The organism is Bradyrhizobium sp. AUGA SZCCT0177, assembly GCF_018130125.1.
Classification (GTDB): Bacteria; Pseudomonadota; Alphaproteobacteria; order Rhizobiales; family Xanthobacteraceae; genus Bradyrhizobium.
On sequence record NZ_JAFCMA010000037.1, the window covers coordinates 1 to 25,745 of the forward strand.

At 56.8% G+C, this 25,745-nt stretch carries 22 protein-coding genes and 1 pseudogene; 11 read left to right on the forward strand and 12 right to left on the reverse strand.

Annotated elements, in window-relative coordinates; genetic code table 11:
- The first annotated feature begins 291 nt into the window (after nt 1-291).
- The 4 genes from JQ597_RS31640 to JQ597_RS31655 all read left to right on the forward strand — a co-directional run bounded on the left by JQ597_RS31640 (nt 292) and on the right by JQ597_RS31655 (nt 4,295).
- The gene (locus JQ597_RS31640; protein WP_212269359.1) at nt 292-1,281 is read left to right on the forward strand and encodes an ABC transporter substrate-binding protein; all 990 of its coding nucleotides are present in this window, start codon (nt 292-294) and stop codon (nt 1,279-1,281) included.
- Nucleotides 1,282-1,672: 391 nt separating this feature from the next.
- Nucleotides 1,673-2,368 (forward strand): alpha/beta fold hydrolase, encoded by a 696-nt coding sequence (locus JQ597_RS31645; protein WP_212269360.1) that lies wholly within the window; start codon nt 1,673-1,675, stop codon nt 2,366-2,368.
- Between the two features lie 258 nt (nt 2,369-2,626).
- Nucleotides 2,627-3,604 carry an ABC transporter substrate-binding protein gene (locus tag JQ597_RS31650; protein ID WP_212269361.1) on the forward strand — a complete coding sequence of 326 codons (978 nt, stop codon included), beginning with the start codon at nt 2,627-2,629 and terminating at the stop codon, nt 3,602-3,604.
- Nucleotides 3,605-3,830: 226 nt separating this feature from the next.
- Nucleotides 3,831-4,295: a hypothetical protein gene (locus JQ597_RS31655; protein WP_212035463.1), complete on the forward strand. Its 465-nt coding sequence runs from the start codon at nt 3,831-3,833 to the stop codon at nt 4,293-4,295.
- Between the two features lie 30 nt (nt 4,296-4,325).
- Here JQ597_RS31655 and JQ597_RS31660 read toward each other — a convergent pair whose 3' ends face one another.
- From JQ597_RS31660 to JQ597_RS31680, 3 genes are all read right to left on the reverse strand, one after another.
- A complete protein-coding gene (locus JQ597_RS31660) occupies nt 4,326-4,733 on the reverse strand; it encodes a response regulator (RefSeq protein ID WP_212035464.1) in 408 nt (135 codons plus the stop codon).
- Complete coding sequence (locus JQ597_RS37880; protein WP_249148360.1) at nt 4,730-9,406, reverse strand: GAF domain-containing protein; 4,677 nt, start codon at nt 9,404-9,406, stop codon at nt 4,730-4,732. The genes JQ597_RS31660 and JQ597_RS37880 overlap by 4 nt, the downstream gene beginning before the upstream one ends.
- 310 nt (nt 9,407-9,716) lie before the next feature.
- A complete protein-coding gene (locus tag JQ597_RS31680) occupies nt 9,717-10,202 on the reverse strand; it encodes a MaoC/PaaZ C-terminal domain-containing protein (protein WP_212269362.1) in 486 nt (161 codons plus the stop codon).
- 545 nt (nt 10,203-10,747) lie between these two features.
- Here JQ597_RS31680 and JQ597_RS31685 point away from each other — a divergent pair.
- The 3 genes from JQ597_RS31685 to JQ597_RS31695 all read left to right on the forward strand — a co-directional run bounded on the left by JQ597_RS31685 (nt 10,748) and on the right by JQ597_RS31695 (nt 14,280).
- On the forward strand, nt 10,748-10,984 hold the full coding sequence (locus JQ597_RS31685; protein ID WP_212269363.1) for a hypothetical protein: 237 nt from the start codon (nt 10,748-10,750) through the stop codon (nt 10,982-10,984).
- A 707-nt stretch (nt 10,985-11,691) separates the two neighbouring features.
- Complete coding sequence (locus tag JQ597_RS31690) at nt 11,692-13,635, forward strand: PrkA family serine protein kinase (protein WP_212269364.1); 1,944 nt, start codon at nt 11,692-11,694, stop codon at nt 13,633-13,635.
- Nucleotides 13,636-14,103: 468 nt separating this feature from the next.
- Entirely contained in the window at nt 14,104-14,280 is a 177-nt protein-coding gene (locus JQ597_RS31695; protein WP_212035576.1) for a hypothetical protein, read from the forward strand.
- Between the two features lie 64 nt (nt 14,281-14,344).
- Here JQ597_RS31695 and JQ597_RS31700 read toward each other — a convergent pair.
- The 3 genes and pseudogenes from JQ597_RS31700 to JQ597_RS31710 form a co-directional block, all read right to left on the reverse strand.
- Nucleotides 14,345-14,515: pseudogene (locus JQ597_RS31700) on the reverse strand (nickel-responsive transcriptional regulator NikR); the annotation flags it as partial.
- Between the two features lie 75 nt (nt 14,516-14,590).
- A complete protein-coding gene (groL, locus tag JQ597_RS31705) occupies nt 14,591-16,243 on the reverse strand; it encodes a chaperonin GroEL (RefSeq protein WP_212269366.1) in 1,653 nt (550 codons plus the stop codon).
- A 137-nt stretch (nt 16,244-16,380) separates the two neighbouring features.
- On the reverse strand, nt 16,381-16,698 hold the full coding sequence (locus tag JQ597_RS31710) for a co-chaperone GroES (protein WP_212039301.1): 318 nt from the start codon (nt 16,696-16,698) through the stop codon (nt 16,381-16,383).
- Nucleotides 16,699-16,983: 285 nt separating this feature from the next.
- Between JQ597_RS31710 and JQ597_RS31715 the strand changes: the two genes are divergently transcribed.
- Both JQ597_RS31715 and JQ597_RS31720 read left to right on the forward strand, forming a co-directional pair.
- Nucleotides 16,984-17,268, forward strand: a complete 285-nt coding sequence (locus JQ597_RS31715) for an usg protein (protein ID WP_212039302.1) — start codon at nt 16,984-16,986, stop codon at nt 17,266-17,268.
- A gap of 647 nt (nt 17,269-17,915) precedes the next feature.
- Nucleotides 17,916-18,077, forward strand: coding sequence for a hypothetical protein (locus tag JQ597_RS31720; RefSeq protein ID WP_157676382.1), 162 nt, complete (start codon nt 17,916-17,918; stop codon nt 18,075-18,077).
- A gap of 457 nt (nt 18,078-18,534) precedes the next feature.
- Here the strand turns inward: JQ597_RS31720 and JQ597_RS31725 are convergent, their stop codons facing one another.
- On the reverse strand, nt 18,535-18,744 hold the full coding sequence (locus JQ597_RS31725) for a DUF1097 domain-containing protein (RefSeq protein WP_212039303.1): 210 nt from the start codon (nt 18,742-18,744) through the stop codon (nt 18,535-18,537).
- A 321-nt stretch (nt 18,745-19,065) separates the two neighbouring features.
- Nucleotides 19,066-19,464: a hypothetical protein gene (locus JQ597_RS31730; RefSeq protein WP_212269367.1), complete on the reverse strand. Its 399-nt coding sequence runs from the start codon at nt 19,462-19,464 to the stop codon at nt 19,066-19,068.
- A gap of 456 nt (nt 19,465-19,920) precedes the next feature.
- On the opposite strand from JQ597_RS31730, the gene JQ597_RS31735 reads away from it, so the two are divergent.
- Nucleotides 19,921-20,394: a hypothetical protein gene (locus JQ597_RS31735; RefSeq protein ID WP_212269368.1), complete on the forward strand. Its 474-nt coding sequence runs from the start codon at nt 19,921-19,923 to the stop codon at nt 20,392-20,394.
- Nucleotides 20,395-20,976: 582 nt separating this feature from the next.
- Nucleotides 20,977-21,468, forward strand: coding sequence for a hypothetical protein (locus JQ597_RS31740; protein WP_212269369.1), 492 nt, complete (start codon nt 20,977-20,979; stop codon nt 21,466-21,468).
- 465 nt (nt 21,469-21,933) lie between these two features.
- Here the strand turns inward: JQ597_RS31740 and JQ597_RS31745 are convergent, their stop codons facing one another.
- The 4 genes from JQ597_RS31745 to JQ597_RS31760 form a co-directional block, all read right to left on the reverse strand.
- Nucleotides 21,934-24,639, reverse strand: a complete 2,706-nt coding sequence (locus tag JQ597_RS31745) for a DNA-primase RepB domain-containing protein (RefSeq protein WP_212269370.1) — start codon at nt 24,637-24,639, stop codon at nt 21,934-21,936.
- A complete protein-coding gene (locus tag JQ597_RS31750; RefSeq protein WP_212269371.1) occupies nt 24,639-24,923 on the reverse strand; it encodes a hypothetical protein in 285 nt (94 codons plus the stop codon). Before JQ597_RS31750 ends, JQ597_RS31745 begins: the two co-directional genes overlap by 1 nt.
- A gap of 12 nt (nt 24,924-24,935) precedes the next feature.
- A complete protein-coding gene (locus tag JQ597_RS31755; protein WP_212269372.1) occupies nt 24,936-25,148 on the reverse strand; it encodes a helix-turn-helix transcriptional regulator in 213 nt (70 codons plus the stop codon).
- A 118-nt stretch (nt 25,149-25,266) separates the two neighbouring features.
- Complete coding sequence (locus JQ597_RS31760) at nt 25,267-25,743, reverse strand: hypothetical protein (protein WP_212269373.1); 477 nt, start codon at nt 25,741-25,743, stop codon at nt 25,267-25,269.
- Nucleotides 25,744-25,745: the final 2 nt, after the last annotated feature.

The window sequence follows — 25,745 nt, forward strand, 5'->3', positions numbered from 1 at the left end:
GGCGTGACAATCACACAATTAATAAGCGCTCGAGTTGATGAGGTAATCGAATAATCGTGCGAGTCCGCTCTTGGCACTTTTAGGACATGCCGACCGGCCGTGACGATGTCTGCGTCCGGGAGAAGACCGGAAGTGGCCGGCCGACCGTCAACCGACGAAAATGACTCATCTCGGACCATCCGCGGCAATAGAATTCTGATGGCAACTGTTAACCTAAACTGTGCTCCGACGCCCCATACCGTCCTATAATGTACTGTGGTATGTTTCTAACCACAGCATTGGACCGGCTACATGGAACGCCGCGCGTTCATTACCTTACTAGGGGGCGTAGTTGCGTCACCTTTTGTTTGCCCACTCGTCGCGCGTGCGCAGGGGAAGACATGGCGGCTTGGCTTTCTCACACCCGGAGCAGCCGAGACCAATAACCCCGGGAGTGTGCGACAAACAACCCTGAAAGTGCTCGCGGATCGAGGGTTCAGTGAGGGACGTAACCTTGTCTACTTGCCTGCGGGAGCCGATGGAAATTTGTCGCGCCTCCCTGAGCTCGCCAAAATGCTTGCTGAGCAGCGTGTCGACGTAATCATAGCAGTAGGCGCGTTGGCGGCTCGCGCCGCCATGAGAGCGTCCCCAGGCACTCCTGTCGTTCTGTCTTTTTCCGGTGACGATCCGGTGCAGGGCGGCCTCGCGGCTAGCTTGGCCCGTCCCGGCGGATTGGTCACCGGTATCTTTTTTCGGGGTATTGAGACAGACGCGAAGCGGCTCGAGATCCTTCGCGAGGCTGTTCCCGCCGCACGCGCGTTCGGCTTTCTCGCGACACCGACGCTGGAGCCCGAGCGCTCCGAGCTTCTCGCGGGAACTGCCGCCAAGCTGGACATTTCGCTGGCGACGCGTGTGGTTCAAAGTCCCGCTGACTACGTGGCCGCGTTTGATGCGTTCCACGCTGAGGGTGTAACCGGAGTGCTTGTCATGGCGTCGACAATCTTTGCTGCCGATGCACCGATTGTATCCCAGCTTGCGATGGAGCGTGGAATGGCAACCATTTGCGAGTGGGACCACATGGCGCGAGCGGGGTGCATGTTGGGATTTGGACCCGACTTGGTTGGGCTGAGACGGCTCACAGGCGATTACGTGGCAAAAATCTTTAATGGTGCGAGCCCTGCCGATCTTCCCATCCAACTGCCGGACCGCTTTAATCTTACTGTGAACCTTCGCGTCGTAGGGCAACTGAAACTGCAGCTTCCCACAGTCTTTCTCGGCCGCGTCGACGAGGTGATCGAATAGTAGCCGCGACTTCTGAGTTTGGCACTTTTGAGACATGCCGACCGGCCGTGACTATGTCAGCTTCCGGGGGCAGACCAGACGTCATGGGCAGACCGGCATAGTGACGCTAATGACCCATGGCGGACATCAACAGCTCAAATCTATTCCTCAAGCTGCCAGGCTTCTCCGCTTGCGGCCCGGTCGCCGGGTGGTACGCTTCCAACCTGTGAGACGGATATTCTGACTGCAACAAGCGAGTTGGAGCATTCTAGATGTCTTATGTTCCGCCGAAGTGGCCAATCCCTTCTGATGTGAAATGGATCGAAATCAATGGATATCCTATGGCATATCAGGACAACGGAGCGGGGGAGCCACTCGTTTTGATCCACGGATCGCTCCATGATTATCGAATGTGGTCGAACTCGAAGTGTTCTCCAAAAAGCACCGAGTGCTCAACGTCAGTCTCAGGCATTACTTTCCTGAATTGTGGGATGGTGCTGGAAGCGATTTTTCATGCGTCCAACACGCTCATGATGTGGGTGCATTCATTCAACAATTATCGATTGGTCCAGTCCATTTGCTGGGTCATTCTCGCGGCGGTGCGGTCGCTATCGAAGTGGCGAAGAAATATCCAAGTCTCATCCGAACTCTTATTCTGGAGGATGCAGCTGCAAGGCTTGAGCTTGCGGATACGGACGAGAAGACGATTGCTTTCCGGTCAAAGTTATTTGCCGACTTTCGCCAAGACGTAGCCGAAGGAAACCTTGAAGACGGAATGGCGCGGTTTATAGATGGTATGGGTGGGCCTGGCTCTTGGAAGAGTATGACAACGGATCGCCAGAAGAGATTTCTTCAGAACGCTTGGACGGCGCTCGTCGAAGATCCGCTTCCTCTTACAGGAGACGACGAACTGAGGAAGTTCAATTTCCCGGTCCTACTGTTAACTGGCGAGAAATCGCCGCCGATGTACGGTCTTTTGATCGCCGAGATGCAAATACGGGGGAATTTCAAACCACCTGTCATTATTCCGGGCGTCGGTCATGGAATGAATGCTCAAGACCCAAAGGCCGTCAGCGAGACTGTCCTAAACTTCACAACAGAGCATTGAAAATGCTCTAACGGTGCGCCGGGTGTTGTCCATGCGTGACGTCCAAGCCTTCAGATACCTCAACACTTCCGCTTTTGGCACTTTTCGGACTTGTCGCCATGGCCCGTCGATGTCTGCTGTCGAAGGTAGGGCGGACATCCCTCACCGTGCCGCGACGTCCGAGGCTGACCCGGAGCGGACATGCGCCGGGGTTCTCGCCGCAGCGCTTGCCAGATTAATTTGGACGGATACTATTCGCCGGATTCCTGGGCAGTGGATATGAAACGACGCGATCTCATCCTGGCGGCTGCTGGTGCTGCCCTGTGGTCATCAACGGGACGAGGGCAGCAGGCTTCACGGATCGTAGGGGTTCTCGGAATTGGATCCCAAGACGCCGTTCGCGCGAATTTTGCGCCCGCCAAGACTCGCATGGCCGAAGTGGGTTTCATTGAAGGACAGAATCTAGCGATTGAATATCGCGCGGCCGACTATCAGCAAGATCGGCTGCCCGGGATGGCCGGAGACCTGGTTCAGCGGCGGGTGGCCGCCCTCGTTGCCTTCTCGGGGCCGGCTGTTTCTGCTGCCAAGGCTGCGACTACATCCATCCCGATTATTTTCTTTACCGGCTTTGACCCGTCGGCAAGCGGCTTTGTGAACAGCCTGAACCGACCGGGCGGCAACGTCACGGGCGTCTCTATTCTCACGCCAGAATTGAATTTCAAGCGGCTAGAGCTCCTTCACGAGCTGGTACCGGCAGCAAAGACCATTGCATTCCTCTACACTCGAACCGGCATCACATCAGAAGATACTTCCCATAAGAGTGTGCAACAAGCAGCGGAAGCCCTCGGTGTGAAGATGCTCCTGTTCAGCGTAAGCAACCCCATTGACTTGGATGAGAGTTTCGCAAGGGCTGAAGGCGCAGGCGCAGGCGCGCTTATTGTCAACAGCGATGCTTTATTCCAGAACAATCGTCAGAAGGTAATCGCGCTCGCGGCACACCACAAATTACCAGCTATGTATTCCATCGCCGAATACGTCGCCGATGGCGGCTTGATAAGCTACGGAACGAACTACACCGATGCTTATCGGCAGGTCGGAGAGTTTGTTGTGCGCGTGCTGAAGGGCGATAAACCTGAAAACTTGCCTGTACAGCAGGTTACAAAAATAGAGCTTGTCATCAACGCGAAAACTGCAAAATCGCTTGGCCTTACAGTTCCGCTCGCGTTGCTCGGTCGGGCAGACGAGGTGATCGAATAATTGCCCCACTTTGCTGCGGTGCATGAGTCCGGAAGTGGCACTTTTCGGACCTGGCCGGTTGGCCTGGCGATGTCCGTTCACGGGGGCAAAGCAGACTTCGAAAGACCGCCGACTTCCGGGTTTTACCCGGAGCCGACTTCTTTATCGGCGACTTCCGTTCTGGACCGACGCCTTGCCGCACAGCCCGGAATGAGGGACATTCCGCGCCCTGTAATCGGAGGCACCCATGGTTGCGCTGCTTCGACTGGCCCAGATCTTGTCCCTCGCGGCCGCTCTTTGCTTCGCGGCTGCCGTTCCGGCCGGGGCCACGGCAAGTCTCACGTGCGCAGCCGACGACCACAATCTGAGCTTCGATCTGTTGGGCAACATCGGCAGCGGCGACGGCGGCGCGATCCAACTGATCGATGGCGAGATCAAGCTCAAGTCCCTACGTGGGAAATTTAATGCTCGCGAATTCAAGGTTACCCCCGAACACATCTCGGGAAAATGGAGCTTCGGAAATGAGTTGCGGATCGGTATCTCCCCCGAGAGCGTCGATGAAGTCTCGGTATTCCTCGCGATCATTGCCATGCGAGCGAAGAGCGGCGATAGCAATCTGGGCCGCTATCGGGGCGAATATGTTCTCAAGGTGCAGGGACCGAAGGGCGAGAGCGTACTCAGGGGCCGGTTGAAGGACTGCTCCGCGGGCTAGGCCCCGCTTTCGGGTAGCGTTTGATGTTAGCTAATGACAACGGACCTCAGCTCCAGCCCCTGCCACTCGGTTATCGATCTCGCCGCGAAGCGCAACAAAATCGATGGGCTTGGTCAGAAGCGCCTCGGCTCCGCCTTCCAGGGCTTTTCGCTTGGTATCCGCGTCGCCGTAGGCGGTGATCATGATGACGGGCACGTCAGGTCGTGCTGCTTTGGCCTTCGGCAAAAGCTCAAGACCGGTCATTCCAGGCATGTTGATGTCGGAAAGGATCAGAATCAACGAAGCACCTGCCACGTCACTGATCAGTTTAAGCGCGCTGTCTGCCGATTGTGCAAAATCCATCGTGAAGCGGCCGTCACGGATGTCGCGTCTGAATTGCTGGCGAAACAGCGCCTCAACATCGGGTTCGTCGTCAACAACAAGAATAAGCAAGTTCATTTGTCTGCCCCTGCCTTGCTCGTGGCTGCCACGCGCGGAAGAATGACCTTGAACTCGGTGAACTCGCCGGGCCGGGTATCAACCTCGATCGAACCGGCGTGCTGCTTGACGACAATGTCGTGGCTCAACGAGAGACCAAGACCGGTTCCTTCGCCTGGTGGCTTGGTCGTAAAGAATGGGTTGAATATCTTGTCCATCACCTCGGCGGGAATGCCGCCGCCATTGTCCCGAATTTTGATCTCAACGCGGTCGCCAAGGTTCCTGGTCGCAGCGGCGAGGGTAGGCTCGTAGCCATCAAGTTTCGTTTCCGCCTTGCGCTTCGTTGTCGCATAGAAGCCGTTCGAAATCAGGTTGAGGAGGACCCGCGTCATCTCCTGCGGAAACAGGTCGACCCTGCCAATCGTTGGGTCAAGAAACCGCTCCAAGTTCATTTTGAATTGCTGATTCTCGGCCCGGGCTCCGTGATAGGCAAGGTTGAGACATTCTTCGACAAGGCCGTTGAGATTGACCAGCCGACGCTCGCTGGAACCCTCGCGGGAATGCAGCAGCATGTTCTTGACGATCAAGTCGGCGCGTTTGCCGTGTTGAACGACTTTTTCGAGATTGCTTTTCAGCATGTGGGTCAACTCGTCCGACGTCACCCGCGTCTTGTTGTCGAGCGGCGCGGGCTTGAGCACATCATGCAGTTCGTCGACCAGTTCCACCGACAGTGCGGAAAAATTATTGACGAAATTGAGCGGGTTCTTGATCTCGTGGGCAATGCCTGCGGTGAGTTGGCCAAGCGAAGCGAGTTTCTCTGTTTGCACGAGGCGGTCCTGCGCGGCGCGGAGATCGTCGAGAGATTGCGAGAGTTTCCGCGTGCGATCCTGCACCTCATTAAACAGCCCGACATTTGAGATGGCGATCATGGCCTGATCGGCAAAGGTCTTCAGCAGCTGGACGTGGTGATCGTCGAAAAGACCTGGCACGACCCGAGTAACGGCAATGATGCCAATGAGTATGCCCTCGCGAAGCATTGGAACGGTCAGCGAGCTGCGCCAGCCGCGCAGCCGTGCGACATCGCGCAGAAAGTCAGGCGTGGCCTCGTCTTCCGTATCGGCAATCTGAGCGATTTCACCTTTGCGCATCGCCTCGCCGACCGGGAACGCCGACAGCGGCACATCCGTAATCGCTTTGAGGGCAGCGTCGGCGGTAGCATTGATCGACGTAAATGACATCAGGTGCACCGCATCGTCTACTACGCTGAAAACGGCGGTCGAAAGGCCGTTGACCAGCCGGTTGGATCGCTCCGCGATGGCTTCGAAAACAGGCTGCACATCGTCGGGCGAACTGGCGATCACCTTCAGGATGTCGGCCGTCGCGGTTTGCCGTTCCAGCGCCTCCTTGGTCTCGTTGAACAGCCGCGCGTTTTCGATGGCGATCACGGCCTGGTCGGCGAAGGTCTGCACGAGCTCGATCTGCTTATCGCTGAAGGGGCGGACATCACGGCGTGTCAACACGAACACGCCGATGGGCGCGCGCTCGCGCAGCAAAGGGACACCGAGCCGCGTACGCACTTCCGGATCTTGAAATTGGTAATTTGGGTCGGTCTGAGAGTCTTCGATATGAACGGTTTTGCCTTCGAGCAAGACCCGTCCTATCGTGGTATCCGTGCCGGGTTGGAACGAGCAGTTCTCAAGAAACTCCTTCCTGCGAGGAGAGAGCCCACAGCTTGCCGTCAGGCAGTAGGCGTCATCTTTGGGCTGAAAGATCGTTCCCTCGTCGGCGTCGCACAGGCGGCCCGCCGATTCGACTAAAGTGTCCAGCACAGTCTGCAGGTCGAACGCCGAGCGGCTGATGACCTTCAGCACATCGGCGGTCGCGGTCTGCTGTTGGAGGGATTCCCGCAATTCCTTCAGCAGCCGCGTGTTCTCGATGGCGATCACCACTTGTTTGGCAAAATTCGCCAACAGATCGATCTGCCTGGTACTGAATGGCCGCACTTCCTTCCGGTAAATCGTGATGGCGCCGATCGGTTCATTTTCCCGGAGCATCGGGACATTGACGACAGTCCTCGCCCCTGCGCGATCGGAAATCGCGACAACGGCGGGATCGCCCTCGAGATAGGGAGGCTGAGTCCTGATGTCTTCGACTTGAAAGGCTTCCCTGTTTCGGGTCGCCGTTACCACACCGCTTTTCGGATGAGGTCTAAATTTCTGCGGAGTCTCAGCGAACGCGGGCGGAACGTTGTAAAGCGCCACGTTTTGGTAGCTGTCTCCGTCAAACAGACCCATCGTGCCAAAATTCGCACCGCAGATACGCGTCGCGTTCTCCAGCATCTTCTGGAAGACGGGCTCAAGATCGCCCGCCGAGGCGCTGATGACCTCGAGCACCTCCGACGTTGCCGTCTGTTGCTCAAGGGATTCCGACAGCTCCAGAGTCCGGGCCTGAACCGCATCAAACAGTCGAACGTTTTCGATGGCGATCACCGCCTGATCGGCAAAGGTCTGCAGCAAGGCAATCTGTTTATCACTGAATGGATGTACTTCTGTACGGCGCAGCACGATGGTTCCGATGCTTTCGCCCTCGCGTAACAAGGGTACGCACAGAAAGCTGCGGTTGCCGGTGTGGCGCGCCAACTCCCGAGTCCCGGGGAATTCATCGCCTTCGGCGGACTGGATGTCGCGCACATGGATCGGTTTCTTGTCGAGGACCGAGCGCCCCGCGACCCAATCACGGCTGATCGGCCATTTTTCTAAAGTTATCGGTATCGGGCCGTGATGCGCGCCAAGACGCAGGTTGTCGTCGTCCCTCAGGCGTACTACGGCGTCATATGCCTCGCAAAGCTCGCAAGCGCTCTCGACAATGGCCTTCAGCACCGGTCCAACATCGGTCGGCGAGGATGCAATCACACCGAGAACTTTGCTGCTCCCGGTCTGGTATGTCAGCGCCTCGGACAAGTCGCGGGTCTTTGCCTGAACTTCGTCGAACAACCTGGCGTTCTCGATCGCAATCACCGCCTGATCTGAGAACGTGGTGAGCAGCACCATCTGCTTGTCGGTGAAGGGGCGCACGGAATTACGCGACAAGCCGAACACGCCAATCGGAACTCCCTCGCGCAGCAGCGGCGTGCCGATCAGGCTGCGATAACCGCCAAGTCTCTGCGCTTTGCTCAGCTTGTACTCCGGATCGGTTTGGGCATCGAGGATTTGGACAGTTTTGCGCTCGAGCAGAGCTCGACTGGTCACACTTTCACGCCCCGGCTGGAAGGGTATCCGCTCCAATTCCTCTCTGAGCTCCGCCGTAAAGCCACAGTGCGCCCGGGTTTGAAAATAGCCCGCCTCGTTTGGAAGGGCGATTTGTCCGATGTTGGCCTCGCAAAGTCGGACGGCCGACTCTACCAGAGTGTCAAGCACTGTCTGCAGATCGATTCTCGATCGGCTGATGACCTTGAGCACATCGGCGGTCGCGGTCTGTTGCTGCAAAGATTCGCGCAGTTCCTTGAGCAGTCGCGTATTCTCGATGGCGATGACAGCCTGGGCTGCAAAGTTCGTGACGAGCTCGATCTGTTTGTCGGTAAATGGCTTCACTTCCTGTCGGAAAATGCCGAACGCGCCGATCAGATCGTCTCCCTTGAGCATCGGCACGTTCAACAGGCTGCGCGCGCCCCCAAGTTCGGCGGTTGCACGCCTTAGCGGCTCGCCGGCCGCATACGTCTCATCAGCCTTTGTATCTACGATGTGGATCGTTTGTTTCGTGCTAGCAACGCGACCCAGGCCGGTCGTCGGACCGGGCCGGATCGGCCTTAGGTTGAGGTATTCTGCGTACGCCGGCGTCACGCCGAGGGTCGCGATAGCAGTGTAGGCTCCATTCTCGTATCGGAACAAAATCCCGATGCTGGCCTCGCAGATGCGCGTTGCATTTGCCAGCATGCTCTGAAACACCGGCTCCAGCTCGCCAGGCGTGCTGCTGATCACCTGAAGGACTTCGGACGTCGCCGTCTGCTGCTCCAGTGATTCTTTTAGATCGTCGGTGCGCTGCCGTAGCTCGTTGAGCAGTCGGGTATTCTCGATGGCGATGACGGCTTGTTTGGCGAAGTTGGCGACGAGTTCGATCTGCTTTTCAGTAAACGGCTTGACCTCCTGGCGGTGAATCGTGATTGCACCGACTAATTCGTTTTCCTTGAGCATCGGCACGACAAAATATGTCCGGGCCCCCGCAAGATCGGCTATTGCAACAACGGAAGGATTGCCCTCCAGATAGGGCGGCAGGGTTCTAATATCTTCGATGTGGACTACTTCGTGGGTTCGGGCGACGGTGCCGAGACCACTTTGCGGATGCGGTTGGAACGGCGTGGGCGCCACCCAAGCGGCGTAGGCGGCTGGCACATTGCAGAGCGCAACGGGACGGAAACGACCCTCCTCATAAAGATTCATCTGACCAAAATTTGCGCCGCAAATACGCGTTGCGTTTTCCAGCATACTCTTGAACACCGGCTCCAAGTCGCCCGGAGATGAGCTGACGATTTGCAACACCTCGGAGGTCGCGGTTTGCTGCTCTAGCGCTTCGGCCAGATCGCGTTTAAGAGCTGCGTTTTCTCTCTCTAGATCGACGTTCTCAGGCTCACGTTGGCGCTTCGTCGGCGCCTTGCCTCCAGTCGGAGAGCCACGTACCGCGTGTCCGCGCTTCGCCATTTGGACGCTCCGGTCCAGGAACGCTGCAACAACGTCAATAGCGCCAAAGCTACTCAATCCGGAGGCTGCCGTATAGGTCGGTTGAGCGACTTCAGCTTCTGCCTTTGGCGCTTCGACCCCGGGGCGGCCTGACGATGTCCGCTCCTTGGGGCAGAATGGACATTCCGCAGCCAGGCCGCGATGTCCGAGCCAGACCCAACGCGGACATCGGTTCCTTTTGTCATTGGTCCGCGAAAGGTAGGCGATGAAGTTCTATTCGGCCTATGGGGCGCCCTCGGCTTACTGATATGGCACCGCTGTTAAGCGGCAGTCATGGGTCGCCAGTCTTTTCAAGGTGGGTCGGCGCGTTCGCGTCCGGCCGCCGCGCAATCAGAACAGTGACGATACACTCCAGCACCGTCTCTCGCCTTTGATTGCGCAAGAGGATCCGGAGGCGAAGGATTCCCCTATCGGATTTGGACTTCGACTCGCGTTTTTCCAGGACCCTCAAGTCGAGATCGAGCTCGTCGTCCGGGCGTACTGCGTTCGGCATCCTCAGCTCATCCCAGCCCAGTCCGGCAAGGAAATGGAGTCTTGGCTGAAGCTGGGTCGTCAACAAAATATAGATCGAGAAAGTATGGGGACTGCAGGCGGTTAGTCCCCCGAAAATTGAACGCGCTGCAGCCTCCTCATCGATGTTTTCGGGCACCGGATCATACTGCTTGGCGAACTGAACGATTTCGCTCTTGGTGACGAGATAGGGTCCGGCTGTGCAGCTGTCACCGACTTCCACGTCTTCAAAGTACAAACTGCCCATCGGTTTGTCCTCCGCGAGAATGGCTCGATTTAACCGATAAGAATACCAAACTGACGCGCGCTCTCGACGAACCGCCTTCGAGGGTTCGACGTGGGGGCTTGCCTAGCTGCGGATAAGCAACTGGCGTTGTGCTCAGCATAACGGAATCGCTTCCCGCCCGAAACGTGATGGCCGCAATTTTTCGGCAAATCGCTATGGCTGTCGATGGAAAGGCTTCGTTACAGCGTGGCATCCTCGTCACGGACGATTGGCGATGCGGTCTGCTGCGGTGCACGAGTCGGGTAATGGCACAAATCGGCGGTTAAAGGGTGGGCAGAGCATGTCCGCTCTGCCCTGGTATTTCAGACATCAACTTGTTCCGCGCAGTCGCTAAACCAACGTCCACTGTTGGGGAAAAGTGGACTCTGCGTTGACGAGATCTGATGGCCGACCGACACGCTGAAAAAGTCGAAAATTGAACGACCAGGAAAATCTCGCGAAAGGCGTTGCTCTTCTATCGGGGAGGGCAGTGATTAGATAGGGAGGGGGCAACCCAAGGAGTTGCCATGAAAAAGCCTCTGACGATACCGGACGAGTCGCAACCCCGCAACATCACACGCGCTGACCTTGTGATGACCGAGGGGTTTGGCTTGGAAGTCGATGGCCGGATGAAGACGGTATTTCCAACACTGGAAGCGGCGCAGAAAAGGGCGAGGGATCTCAAAGCCGAGTTTCCGATGCTCCAAGTCAAGGTATACGACGCTGCGGAAAAGAAGTTGTTGGAATTGTCGCCGACTGAGTGATGCTATAGACCATAAAAATTGACCAGATTATCCTTCCAGCGGAAGCGAACGTCGTCGGCTTTTAGCCTGCGCAACGGTGAGACGAGGCCGTGGCGATGACTGACAAGCATCCAAACGCCGTAGCGACATAATGCGATCCTCTCATTAGGTCGCGTCATTTGGCGGCCTCATTTCATTTCCAGATAATCGCGCCACGTCGCCTATTGGCGCACATTTCGGACGTAGCGCGATGTCTCAGTTGAGTCCGTTAAGCGCTCCGGAGCGGACGTGGATTTTCCTCAAAATAGTTGATGTCGGCTGCCCCTGATTTTGCGGCCCCAGTGGCATTTACTTTTCCCTCGGGCATCCCCACATAGTGGCGGTGACCCAATGGCAAAAATCTAGCTTTAGGCGGGAGCCGCCGAAGACGAAGGCTGAGCTGCGCCAGATGCTGACCGAGGCCGTCCGCAACACGCAGCCCAGCGCGGAGAACGGGTCGAAGCGCCCGAAGGCCAAAAGTGATCGCGGCTAGGGCGGCCTACGTCGATTAGATTTGCTCGGGCCATAAGATAACCACCCCGGGATTTTCGCGCGGCCACGGCCAAGCGCCAAGTCGCTGACTAGTTGATGCCGCGCGATCCCAACTGATTCCGGCAGTCGGACGATCTGTTCGGTCGGCCGTCGGACTTGGCCGCGCGTTCCAGCAGATTACCTCATGAGGAGGGATCATGTACAACGATTCTCTGTTCAATGCTTTCGCTCGGTCCTTTGAGGTTCGAAGCGAAACCGACATGTCGGTGGCGGAGTATCTGGAATCGTGTCGAGGCGATCCGATGCGATATGCCAATGCGGCCGAGCGCCTGCTGGCTGCGATCGGTGAGCCTCAAATGATTGATACGGCCAAGGACGCCCGCCTTGGCCGTATTTTTTTGAACAGGACCATGCGCGCCTATCCGGCCTTCGCCGGATTCTATGGTATGGAAGAAACCATCGAGCGCATCGTCGGCTTCTTCCGGCACGCAGCTCAAGGTCTGGAAGAGCGCAAGCAGATTCTCTATCTGCTGGGGCCGGTGGGCGGTGGAAAATCGTCGCTGGCGGAGCGGCTGAAATCGTTGATGGAAGTCCATCCCATCTACGTGCTGAAGGCCGGCGACGAACTCAGTCCAGTGTTCGAGAGCCCCCTGAGTTTGTTCGATCCGGAATCGCTGGGGCCGATGATCGAAGAAAAGTACGGCATTCCGCGCCGTCGCCTCCATGGACTGATGAGTCCGTGGTGCTACAAACGGCTGGAAGCATTCGGCGGCGACATTTCACGATTCCGGGTCGCCAAAATCCAGCCCTCGCGCTTGCGGCAGATCGCGGTCGCGAAAACCGAGCCTGGCGACGAGAACAATCAGGACATCGCCTCGCTGGTCGGCAAGGTCGACATTCGCAAGCTGGAGACCTTCGCCCAGAACGACCCTGATGCCTATAGCTATTCCGGCGGCTTGAATCGCTCCAACCAGGGCGTCCTCGAATTCGTCGAGATGTTCAAGGCGCCTATCAAGACGCTGCACCCGCTGTTAACGGCGACCCAGGAAGGCAACTACATCGGTACCGAGAATATCGGGGCCATTCCATTCACCGGTGTCATTCTCGCGCATTCGAACGAAGCCGAATGGCAAAGCTTCAAGGCCAACAAAAAGAACGAAGCCTTCATCGATCGCATCTGCGTGATCAAGGTGCCGTACTGCTTGCGGGTGACCGAGGAGCAGAAGATCTATGAGAAACTTATCCAGGGATCGGAACTCGCTTCCGCGCCGTGTGCGCCGGCAACCCTGGAAACGCTCGCGCGCTTCTCGGTGATGTCCCGTCTTCGCAAGCAAGAAAACTCTACCCTGTTCGCGAAAATGCGGGTCTATGACGGTGAAAGCCTCAAGGAATCCGATTCGAAGGCCCGCAGCGTCCAGGAATACAAGGATGCTGCCGGCGTCGACGAAGGCATGGCCGGCGTCTCGACGCGCTTTGCATTCAAAGTCCTAGCCGCGACCTACAATCACGATACGGCGGAACTTGGCGCCGATCCCGTCCATCTGATGTATGTGCTCGAGCATTCGATCCGCCGTGAGCAGGTTCCTGAGGAAGTCGAAAAGCGTTATCTCGAATTCATCAAGGCCGAGCTCGTGCCGCGCTATGCGGAATTCATCGGCCACGAGATCCAGAAAGCCTATCTGGAATCCTATTCGGATTACGGTCAAAACCTGTTCGATCGCTACGTGGATTATGCCGATGCCTGGATCGAAGATCAGGACTTCAAGGACCCCGATACCGGCCAGATGCTCAATCGCAACCTCCTCAACCAGGAACTGACCAAGATCGAGAAGCCTGCGGGCATCACGAACCCGAAGGACTTCCGCAACGAGGTCGTCAAGTTCTCGCTGCGGTCGAGGGCACAGAACAGCGGCAAAAACCCGTCCTGGACCAGCTATGAAAAGATTCGAGAAGTCATCGAGAAACGGATATTTTCGCAGGTCGAAGACCTTCTTCCGGTTATCTCGTTTGGCTCGAAAAAGGACGGCGATACCGAAAAGAAGCACGGCGAGTTTGTCGCGCGCATGGTGGGACGCGGCTATACCGAGCGTCAGGTTCGCCGCCTCGTCGAATGGTACATGCGGGTGAAGCAAGCCGGCTGAGGCAAATGCAAGGGTGGTTATGCACATCGTCGATCGGCGCCAGAATCCGGGCAGCAAAAGCCTTGAGAACCGCCAATTTGTGACACGCTAATCGAAGGCTTCAGCCACTTTGTTACCTCCATGACTACTCCGATTGCTTTCGGTTGGAGCGGTTGCCGGATGGGATTTGCACGCACTGGAAAGCGCCGCCTTTGCACGGCGCACACCCAACCCGGACATTCCTCGACCGACAGCTTTTGGCGCAGAGCGGACCACAACGTCGGCTCTTGATCCGAAGCGGCCGTGCAGCATAACCGCCCGTTACACCCGTGATGTCGCAGGAAATCCAAGTTAGTGCGCCATCGAGCGCTTCCGGTCCGACTAATCACTTCGATCGACCGATCCCCCGGCTAAGGGGGTCAAATTTGCATGCCGAATGACAGCAGAAGGGGTAAAATCTCCTAGGGTCCACACCCGAGGAGCAACAACATGACCCCACACATCCCCGAGGAATTTTCCACCAGGTTGATCGACTGGAGTTCCTTCGTGATCATGGGCAACACGATGCCGCCCCGAGATCCTGATGAAGACGAAGAGGACGACGACGAAGAGGACGAGGACCGCGCCGACGAACCGCCGGTCGTGCGCGAGCCGGACGAAGACTAGCTAGAGCATGATGCTTTTAGGATTGGGCATAGCCTGAGTTTCGGAAATACCGGCGTCTCGCTCGTCAAGATGCGTTTGGGCGGCGCTTCGTCTTAGCCGAGGTTGGGATCATTGCCACGCGGCCATAGCGGACGCCACGCTCGGCGATAATACGATCGGCGAAGTGCTGCACGTCTCCGCTCGATCCCTTGAGAGCGGTCACCTCCATGCAGCTATCGTTGTCGAGATGGACGTGTGGACGTGTAGCTAATGCAGAAAGGCCCGCATCGCTGCCGGGCCTTTCTTATTGTTGTGCTCTGAATGGTTGGACTTAGAAGTCCATACCTCCCATGCCGCCCATGCCGCCGCCGCCCGGGGGCATACCGCCGCCGCCCGCGTTCTTCTTCGGCACTTCGGCCACCATGGCTTCGGTGGTGATCAGCAGCGCCGCAACGGAAGCCGCGTTCTGGATCGCCACGCGAACCACCTTGGTCGGGTCGATGATGCCCTTGGAGATCAGGTTGACGTATTCGCCGGTCTGCGAGTCGAAACCGTAGGAGTACTGCTCCTTCTCTAGGATCTTGCCAACGATCACGGAGCCGTCTTCGCCCGCGTTGACCGCGATCTGGCGTGCTGGCGCGGATAGCGCCTTGCGCACGATATCGACGCCGGTCTTCTGGTCATCGTTCTTGGTGCGCAGCCCCTTGAGATGCAGGGAGGCACGGAGCAAGGCGACGCCGCCGCCCGGCACGATGCCTTCTTCCACCGCCGCACGGGTCGCGTGCATCGCGTCGTCCACGCGGTCCTTGCGCTCCTTGACTTCGACTTCGGTCGCGCCGCCGACGCGGATCACCGCGACGCCGCCTGCGAGCTTGGCCAGACGCTCCTGCAGCTTCTCACGGTCGTAGTCCGAGGTGGTTTCCTCGATCTGCGCCTTGATCTGTTGAACGCGGGCTTCGATGTCGGCCTTCTTGCCAGCGCCGTTAACGATGGTGGTGTTCTCCTTGTCAATCATCACTTTCTTGGCGCGACCGAGCATGGCGAGCGTGACGTTCTCAAGCTTGATGCCAAGATCTTCCGAGATCGCCTGACCGCCGGTCAGTACCGCGATGTCCTGCAGCATGGCCTTGCGGCGATCGCCGAAGCCCGGCGCCTTGACGGCCGCGACCTTCAGACCACCGCGCAGACGGTTGACGACGAGGGTGGCGAGCGCTTCGCCTTCGACGTCTTCCGCGACGATGACCAGCGGCTTGCCGGTCTGCACGATAGCTTCCAGAAGCGGAAGCAGTTCGTTCAGGCTGGAGAGCTTCTTCTCGTAGACGAGAATATAGACATCATCCATTTCAACGCGCATCTTGTCGGCGTTGGTGATGAAGTAGGGCGAGATGTAGCCGCGGTCGAACTGCATGCCTTCGACGACCTCGAGTTCGGTCTCGAGCGACTTGGCTTCCTCAACCGTAATGACGCCCTCATTGCCGACCTTCTTCATGGCGTCGGCAAGAAACTTGCCGATTTCCACGTCGCCGTTGGAGGAGATGGTGCCGACCTGGGCGATTTCCTCGTTCGAGGTGACCTTCTTGGAGTTCTTGACGAGGTCGGCGACCACGGCGTCCACCGCCAGGTCGATACCGCGCTTCAGATCCATCGGGTTCATGCCGGCAGCAACCGACTTGGCGCCTTCGCGGACGATAGCTGCCGCCAGCACGGTCGCAGTGGTGGTTCCGTCGCCGGCCGCATCGGCCGCCTTGGAGGCTACTTCGCGCACCATTTGTGCGCCCATGTTCTCGAACTTGTCTTCGAGTTCGATTTCCTTGGCGACGGTGACGCCGTCCTTGGTGATGCGGGGAGCGCCGAACGACTTGTCGAGCACGACGTTGCGGCCCTTGGGGCCGAGGGTGACCTTCACCGCGTTGTTGAGAATTTCGACACCGCGCAGCATCCTGTCGCGGGCATCAACGCCGAATTTGACTTCCTTGGCTGACATAATGATCTCCGTATTCCCAGATCCCAAGGTGCGCGCGACTGGGCGGATTCCTGGGGGATGAGATTTGGATTGCAGACCTCTTCCTTCGAGATGCTGGCTGCGCCGGCTCCTCAGGATGAGGGAACGGGCTAAAGCGCTTAAGCGGCCTTCTTCTTGGCGGCGGGAACGTCGGTGAGAACGCCCATGATGTCGCTTTCCTTCATGATCAGAAGTTCCTGACCATCGAGCTTGACCTCGGTGCCCGACCACTTGCCGAACAACACGCGGTCACCCACCTTGAGGTCGATCGGGATCAGCTTGCCGGCTTCGTCACGGCCGCCCGGACCAACGGCGATGATCTCGCCCTGCGAGGGCTTTTCCTTGGCACTGTCCGGAATGAGGATGCCGCCTGCGGTTTTGTCTTCGGCATCGATGCGTTTGACCACGACGCGATCGTGGAGCGGACGGAACTTCATGCGATCCTCCATGGCTTTTGTGATTATTATGGCTTTTGTGATTATTTCTGGATTGGCAGTCGCAATGAGCGAGTGCTAGCCGCTCTTCACATAAGCCTGTGACCCTGGGGCGCAAGGGCTTCGGCCCACGATGTTTGACTGCGGCTTGAGTTTCTGGAGGAGGGGCGACTGCTAGCAAGTGAAGTAACATGCTGCTAGCGTGTTGATTGCTATGACCTATTGAACGTTTCCCTTTTTGGCGAATTGAGAATCACGCATTACTCTTCAGTTGGGCTGGAGGTTGGCATGGTCGAGCAAGATGCGGTTTCCAAGGATTTCAGGAAGCAGGTCTTAGGCTACGGACTGACAACAGCGGAAATCGTTTATCGCCGTCCCGATCGGCGCTGGCTGCTGCAAGCTTACGTCTGGCAGGACTACGATATGTTTCCGGATTTCCCGGCGTTGAAGGATTTCCTCGCGTTCTGGGAAAAATCACTCGAAGGACCCCTGTTCGCAGTTACCGTTGTGCACTCGAAACTCATCAAGCCTGCTGAGCTGCACGCTATCGACGGCGTGTTCCGGTTGCACTAATTCAACTGAAGCAATTGCGGTGGGAGCGCACCTGAGCACATTCTGAGGCTCGGCGACTTGACTGCGCGGCCCGCGCGGCCCGCGCGGCAATTGAACGGCTTTCTTTTTGATTTGCCGGAACGAACCTCCGAATGCTCGGTTGTCATATGTTCCCGACCATTAAGGAGACGGGATGATAAACAGAATGATCCCAACAAGTCTGGTCAGCAGAATCGACAGGGCGATTAGTCCGCTAAGTCCGGCCAGAACCCGAATTAGACGCCTGGCCAACAGGCGCAAAATCCAAACCAGAGCGGCTAGCAGAGCGGCGGCTAACAAAGAGATCCGCAACGCTAATGGAAACGAACTGCTCGCTTCGACGTGAATGGCATGAAAAGTCTCTTGTCCGTGCTCGACGTAAAGGCTGACCGTATTTACAACGCCGTAAGCGTAGGCAAGCCAGACGGTATCCCGGCTTGTGCCCGTCTTAATGACTGCTTGCCGCCCAAACTAACCGCTTGCGCGATGTCAGTGCGATGTTGGTGACGGCTTGCCCCAGCTTGTCGTCGTCTTCGATCGTTCCGGCAGACAATACGTGCGCGACACTTCCCATTCTCCATTCTCAAGCGCACGATGCGCTTCGGTCCATGCCCTCAGAGGAGGTAGCTATGGAACATCAATTTTTCATTCGCCAGCAAAACCTTAAGCTCTATCGCAGTCTCGTGGCTGCATCGGAAGCGGCGGCAGCGAAAGCTGACGCGCGGCAGGAGAAGCTTCTAAAGCTACTGGCAGAGGAAGTAGCGAACGAACCGCTGCCCAGAAAGAACTAAGGCGCTTGATGCCGGCGTGAGTGGCTAAACCTGTCAAAAACAATTAGGAGCGGCTACGGAGAAAGATCCATCTATAGTGGCGGCCTTTAGTTTGCCGTCTTTCTGAACTCCGGCAATTCCCTTCGCGGCATTGCCGAACATACAGGACATAGTTGGCGCTGCGATCGCGGACATTGCGATATCAATTAGGGGGCGCTTTGCGGGCGCTAGCCATGTATCGGAAATCGACCGGACGCCGCGTTCGGTTATCCATCGACCTTGGGACCGAGTCGATGACGGAATTGGGACCGGGCACAAAACGCGGTGCTTCGGTTATGCGTGCGCCGCCGTGGTCGGCTGTTTTGTGGGCAGCACCTTCGCGAGCTGGTCCGAGGCATAGCCGAACAGGGCTCCCGATCACCATCGAGACAATGAGCAAGACCAGCGGGTTGGCGAACGAGGGCGAGATCAGGTTCTGCTATGGGCCGGTGGCCGGCGCGGCGGATGGCTGGTGCAGCGAGTACGCCACAAGCGCAGCGTAACCGTAGACGTTGGCCGGTACCACGGACAGCAGATCGATCGAGGCGACGATGACCAGGAAGAAAACAGTGACGCCGACGACGATCGCTGGCCAGACCGCTCCAAGCCAGGGACCGGGACGTTGACGATGATCAACAGAGCGACACATGCGACCAGCGCACCATAGGCATTGCCGACGATCGTCTTAACGAGTGCATTGTTGTTGGTGCCGCTGTGGAAGAAGCACCCAGCCAATGAAGCCCGGCCACACGAGGACGAAACCACTCAAGGGCCCGAGCGCGAGAAATGCCCAAATGCCTCCAAGAACGGCGATACTCAAAGGGAGAGCAGGCGTTGAAGTGAACACCAGGTGCGACGGGTGTGAAAGCCGCGAAGCTTGGCGTGTCGCTCGATACGCGAGGGTATCCGCGCTGCCGACCTTGCTTCTGACGATCACGCGGCACCTACACATCCAACGACATGCTAAACATCATCGGCAGATTCCACTGAGGGCTGAAAAAAGCCCGCGATGCGACCGAACGGCAATGATCAGGGGCTTCTCGCGTCCTATTTTGAATTCGTAGACTGCAACTTCATAAAGGAGCCGCGACCCAACGTAGCCAACGGTCACGAACGCGCTTTCTTGCGAACCCTTTTGAGCAACTTCCCATCGATTTGCAGCCGACAACGCATCGCCGACGGCATTGCCGGTTTCTTTGTCTATCGATACTTGGCGTTTAAAAGACGCACTCGGCGCGGGCCGAACAAGTCCCTCGTCATTTACCCGCACCCATTCCTTAATTTCACACGAATAGACCTCGGCCACGGCTCCGGTCGGGCACACAGCAAGGGCCGCCATAATGGCTGCAAATGTGGTGTTGAGTTTCAATCAAATCACTTTCCGAACTGGCTTGTTACTCTCCTTAGCGGTACAAGAATCCATTATCGCAAGCATTGCAGTGGCAAGGTTACCGTCGTGCGTACTCCCGTGCAATAATCAGCACTCGCGTTGGACACGCCTTGAAAAAGTGTACCACGTGAACGACCACAAAAGTGCTAACCGGGTTGGGGTTGCAGTTTTTTCCTCGGGTCAGCTATCGCTCAAGCGCCGTCAACAGCGACTAGGGGGCGAACATGTACGAAGTTCTGATATTGCTGGTTCTGGTAAATTTGGGCTTCACCAGCTACATCTGGAGAACGGGTCGGGCGTGGCCCTAAGCGGAAATTTCTAGGTAAGCTGCTAAATGGCAAGCCCATCACGCCCAATCATACACCGTCTTCGTTACGAAACGGCATCGAGCTACGAATCACCGACGAGGATCGACGGTTCTTCTCCGATTTCGAGATGTTTGCCGACGCTCTAAACCACAGGTTCGAGCCAAACGAGCCATGGCGGTTGCAAGAACGATCTGACGCTGAACTCACAGGCCGCGAGGAACCGGAGTACGGTCGTCGCTACGAGATTTTCTATAACGAATATAGCGTTGGAAACCTGCAGATTTTTGCGAGCCATCACTACGGCCCCGCTGATCCACAGGTCGGAACCGAAATCGAGTTGCAGTACGCTCGATTGCTGCCATTTGGCGAAATCAACAGGTTCATTTCTGCTATCGCTAACTTCACGGCATCAGGAAATGCAGAAGAAGCTCAGCGTGTAAAAAATACAATTCATGAAACGATGCTCAATGAGCTTTGGCAGCATGAGTTCGACCCCGACCTAGATAGCCGGAATAGCGGCGGATCAATCGAGCTTCGGTTTGATGGATCAGCGGCGGCGTTTTTGAGGACCTCAACAAACCGGAAAGCCCGCTCGATCTGACAGGACATCCGAGCCAACTCCGCTCCGAACCGACATCGTCGCTCTCGGCCTTGAAATCCCAAAGCTCGGCGATCCAGAAACAGGTCACGGAACATCCGAACCTGGCGGGACGGGTGCCGCTTCGACCAGATGCTCCACGGGTGTGTTTCGGCGCAAGCGCATCGGGGTACCGCCAAGGGTATACTCTATCGTCGACGAAGTGATCGAATAAAGCCGGTCTTTGCTGCGGTGCATGAGTCCGCTTGTGGCACCTTTCAGACATGGCGTGATGCCCGGGTGGAGTCAGCTTTCGGGTGTAAAGCGGAAGTTGGATTTCGGGGCAATCAGTGCAGCGTTTTGACCCGTTGAGTACCGGCAGGCCTGCTTGCGCTCGTCGACGAGGTGGTCGAACACTTCTCCGCCTTCCGTTGTTGGCAGCGGCAGCAGGTTGGTCGCGACGACTGGAAGCGGTCCCTGTTAGATACGGGAGAATTAAGCTAAAGTGCGGGCGGCTAAACCTGCTAGCCGACCAGTGATGCTACCGATGCGGTGCCCGCGCGGGTTCGCCTCCGTCCTGAAGAAAGACCAATCTAGGAAAAACTAATGGGAACGTTTGGTGGCTATCAACCAAATGCGGGTCGCAAAAAAGGCGGCATCAACGCCAGGACAGCAGCTCTGCGGAACATCGCAGACGAGGCCTTAGCCGCCGGAATCACTCCGCTTGAGGTCATGCTCCAGAACATGCGCTTCTATCACTCGGAGGCGGAGACGATATTGGCCGATCTGCTCAAGGACCTTGCTGAGCACAGCAAGACGCCGGAAGAGTTGATTAGCGCCATGAAGGAACTGGGTTCATTCAAGGAGAAGGCCCAGAAATGCGCGGTCGACGCGGCGCCATTTCTTCACCCCCACCTCAGCGCCGTCAGCGTCAATGCCAACATCAAGGTCGACCGAAACCTGCTCATTGAAGATGGCATGGATGTGGATCAGGCGGCGTCCCTGTACTTGGCGCTGGTCAACGATCCCGAGATGTTGCTGCTTGCGGATGATTCAGCACCTGTGGAGGGTGAGGGCGACGTCGTCCCGGTCGCATAAATAAATACTATCGGATGAATCACGATGAACTTGTCCGAAAGACCGGAAAACATCGATTGATGAGGGGAGCGGGCCGCCTTGTACCTGTTCGGCGCTCTGGCCGGCTTCCCCGATGATATGCTCCAATTCTAGTCGTCCGCAATTTAAAACCAGGTTCGGGGGCTCATGACGGTTCCTGCTCGGTGGAATTTTAGAACCGCCATCCTGCTAAGGGATTGTACAAAAGGACAAAAATTGAAGGATGACGGCGTGACGGTTTTATCCGAAATCAAACTGGAGGGAGATACCTCAGCAGGTGTGCTGAAGTAGCGGTTGTTTCCTTAACTGTTTCTAAGAGAACCGTCATACTGTCATCCGAGTGAGAAAATCCCTGGGGCTCCACGACTTCTGGCTGGTGACGGATCTCCCTTTAAAACCGTCACCCAGCCATCACCGGCCCGACATCCGTCATTGTAGCAGCGGCGCTCATTTCTGATCTTCCTCAATGCCGTGGGCATCGTCCTCGCGCGCCCGCTCTCTTTTCTGATGGTTTGCAAAATCCGCACTTTGGACACGCTTGACGATGTCCTTATTGAACCAGCCCTTGGGAATGAAGCGATTGGTGTCGGCAACACGGTAGGAAATGAGCGCGAGCGGCGACTTCCCCCTTGCCGCCTCCCAAACGTTCAGGCCGGCGGTATTGAGATGCATTCCGATATAATATCGAAAAGTTTTGTCACGGAGGTCTTTGCCGACGCCGATGCAGGGGTCACCCATGGCTTGCAAGGCGCGGCTGATCGACTCGTTGCTTGGCGCGAACCGGTCGTTCTGCTTGTTATGTTGATAATGCACATCGAAGGCAGCGGAAAAGTCGGCAATCCTAATCATGTATTCGGGTCCAAACGTCACACACTCATCCAGAAATGATGCAACGAGATTGGACGATTGCTTAAACTCGTCGAGAGCGGCTTCGCCCTCCTTAGTATTCTTGAAGTAACCGCGCTTCATGGCACTTTGCATGCCCGCCAGCGCCCAATTGAAAATGCCAGATTTCTCGCATTTTAGCAAAAACTCATGAGGTTTTTCGAAGCCGCGCTTTTTGGTTTCGGCACCGAGACCGATCAGCATATCCTCTTTGAACTCACGGCGGCACTCCATGATGATTATTCGATTCCGCACAGCGTCGGTTGCTTCCCGGATTTGTACCGGTGAATTACTTCCCCAAAAGATTGGTTGGTTGATGCACTTCGTGATTATCGGGCCATTCTTAATGTTGATGTCGATGGGATCGCCCGAAATGATGGCTTTGACCCTTGCTGACGCGTGCCACTTACCGCCGTCAAACGCCTCGTGCAGGGTCCATGGTGCACGTCGCACGAACTCCATTAGCCCGTGAGTTCCGCCGATCGCATCAAGCGACGTTGCAATAGGGCGGTCCGTTAGCAGGCCCGATATTGTGTAGATGATCGTCGATTTGCCACTGTTAGACTTGCCGACGAGAATCAGCGCTTTCGATAGCGCCTTTGGCCTCTCGTCAAGTAATGACATCCCGGCCATCTCCTGGACTAGTGCAATGGTTTGCTGCCTTACGTTGTCAGGGCGGTCGGCAAACGCATCCAGCAAAGCGCGGTCCCACCATGGACAGGTCGCGTGCAAATCGTATTCGATATCCAGGGTCCAAGTTGCGTAGTGTTCCTGGGTCAACGGCTCCAGCTTGAGGGTCTTGGGATCGATTAGATGCCCGCGCACCGGAATTTTTCCGTGCGCATCAAGCCTGATGTTATCATTCCGCCGTACATTGGGGCTGCGCAGAATATATTTGCGCGCCTCCATTACGATTTTCGAGGTGGTTTTGATGTTCTCCTCGCGCGCAATTCTTTCGAGAGCGCCCTCGATCGTAGCCTCGGCATTTTTCAAAAGCGTCCAAATTCCATCCTCATATTTATAGAGTGCCTCGTTGTTGTGTTCATCCTTCACGATCCTTAGGTCCTCGTCGCACTTCTCCAGCATCGTCAGATAATTTTCGGCCAGGAAAATGTAATAGTCGTCTGGCTTCGGCCTCTTGTTGTGTCCACCACCGGGCGGCGATGTACCGGGACCGTCGTTTTCGTTTTCGTCAGAATTGCTCGGACCTTCCGGATTTATTCCTAGCTGTGTTGCCAACCAGTAAAGTGCCTCTTTAAAGTCCATGCCCTTTCCATCGTTGCCCCATTGCATGACGATAGAAATCGGCCCCCTTCCACCCTTGTACCGGTCACCGAGATCATGAACTCCAAAGTCTTTGATGCCAATTTCGCCGGTAGCGGCGTTATGGTAGAATGATAAATCCTCCTCATTGGGACGGCCAAGGTCGGCACTGCGAACGCGATAGCCGGCGCTGGTTTTCTTAGCGCAAGGAAAGAGAAAAGGAATCCACTTTTCGAATTGTCGGATTGCAAGATCATTGACTTGCCTCGCTTCAAGATCGTGGCCCAACGGTCTGTTCTTCTGCCATTCGGACCAGTCGAAGTCGCCCTTTGGCGTGTCGTCGGCTTGGCCTTTCGTCTCAGCGGCAGCCGCGGAGGGAGCGGTTGCGTCACTGGCCGTTACATTGGCGAGAATGTTCAGGAACTTCTTACCGTCGTAAGGCAGCTCGCCAGTCACGCTGATAATCCGACTCAGGAATGGTTCGCCCTTGCAATGCCAAAAGCCCGGCAACCTCATCACGCGCGGCAGGTCGTTAACGCTTCGGTCGGACCTGAAGTGGATCGCTAATGCTGTTTGCATAGAGGTGAACTTCGTCAGCTCGATGCCGCGCATCAGAAAAAAGCAGTGCCATTTGCCGGGAGATGTCTGGGTGACGATGTGCGGCTTGGGCAACACCGGGTCATTGAGCACCGGCTCAAGCGATGCGCCGTCGAGATCAACAAATCCGGCGCGGATGGCGACAACGTTATCGCTTTTGCGACGACCCGCCAGGTCGGTTTTATTAATGGTGACGAAGACACCAGCGCCTCCGTTGTTGAGGGCGACCAGTCGTTCCCAGGAGTCGTCGAGCGTACCTTCAATCGTCTTGGCGAGCGCTGGCCTTCTCAATTTTGAATCATCGAACGTCTGGAAGGTAAAACGCGCCGCAAAAGGATCGAGTGCGTGAAGGAAGCGAACAGCCTCCGCCTTATCGCAGTTCAGCAGGGAACGCGCTCGTTGGGGCATTATGTTCCCCCTCGTGGCGTCGCCATCTCGCGCAGCTGGATGGGGTAGGTACGCGGTTGCGGCGTGCGGCCGCAGCTCGTGTCGAACACACTCGTCAGGCCTTCAGCATCAATGAAAACCAGTCCCCAACAGCGCCAGCGGCAAGCGATTCGTTTCTCCCATGCATCCGCGTAGGCGGTGACCAGAGTTTTATAGCGACATCCGGCGATCGCGGTATCGATGTTGAGGCCGGATAGTTTTTGCGCTTGGATGGGGCCAAGACTGCGAGTTGTAATTGCTGACATTTTCGCCGCCGATCACGCCGCGGTATTGCGCGCCGCAATGCGTGCGGTCTGCCAGGCCACGAGATCGGCTTCGAGCCACGCCACGGCGCGACCGCCGTGGCTCAGCGGAATCGGTCTGGGAAATTCGCCGGCTTTCACAAGTTCACTGATCTGGGTTCGGCGAAGGCCAACGAACTGCGGGAGGTCTCGCAGCCTGTACATCCGGTTTAGCTGAAGCTCTGCCATCTTTACGCTCCGAAAAAGTTCGACGGGATTTGCCGGTGGAGCGGCTTTTATAGCGACGACCAGAGATCGGGTCGTCCTCGCCAAATCGATGATTTAAGATGCAGAATGTATCCGGTCTTCAGGGACGTGCATTCCGGGTGCGGTTTTTTTTGAAACCGATCAGTCGATCGACGCCAACGTGCGACCGTTCCGCAGCAATCTCAATCGCGATGGACCCGCTCCCCTTCCAGCGCCCCTGCCAATGTTTTTTGCAAACCCACCGTATTTCATCCAGATCGCGGATCGCATATCCGAGTAGGGCCTTTTCGATCGCAGAAATGTCGCGAGGGCGTGCCTCCCCTTTCTCGCGGCCGCGACCGTGAACGTGCGCGAGTTCCCGGACTGCCAAGTCCTTCAATTCCGGGTCATTTGCGGTCAAACGGTCAATCGCCTCGACGTTACGATCACGCGCCGCACTTATGACGAGTCCGCGCTGAAGTATTCGCCCGTTGCGCCGCGCGACGGCGTCATTATAGGAATTGTCACAACTCATCTCGATGTAGCGGTCGATGTCTTCAGCGGTCGGCTCGTCCATCTCATCCAATTGTCGGTTCATCC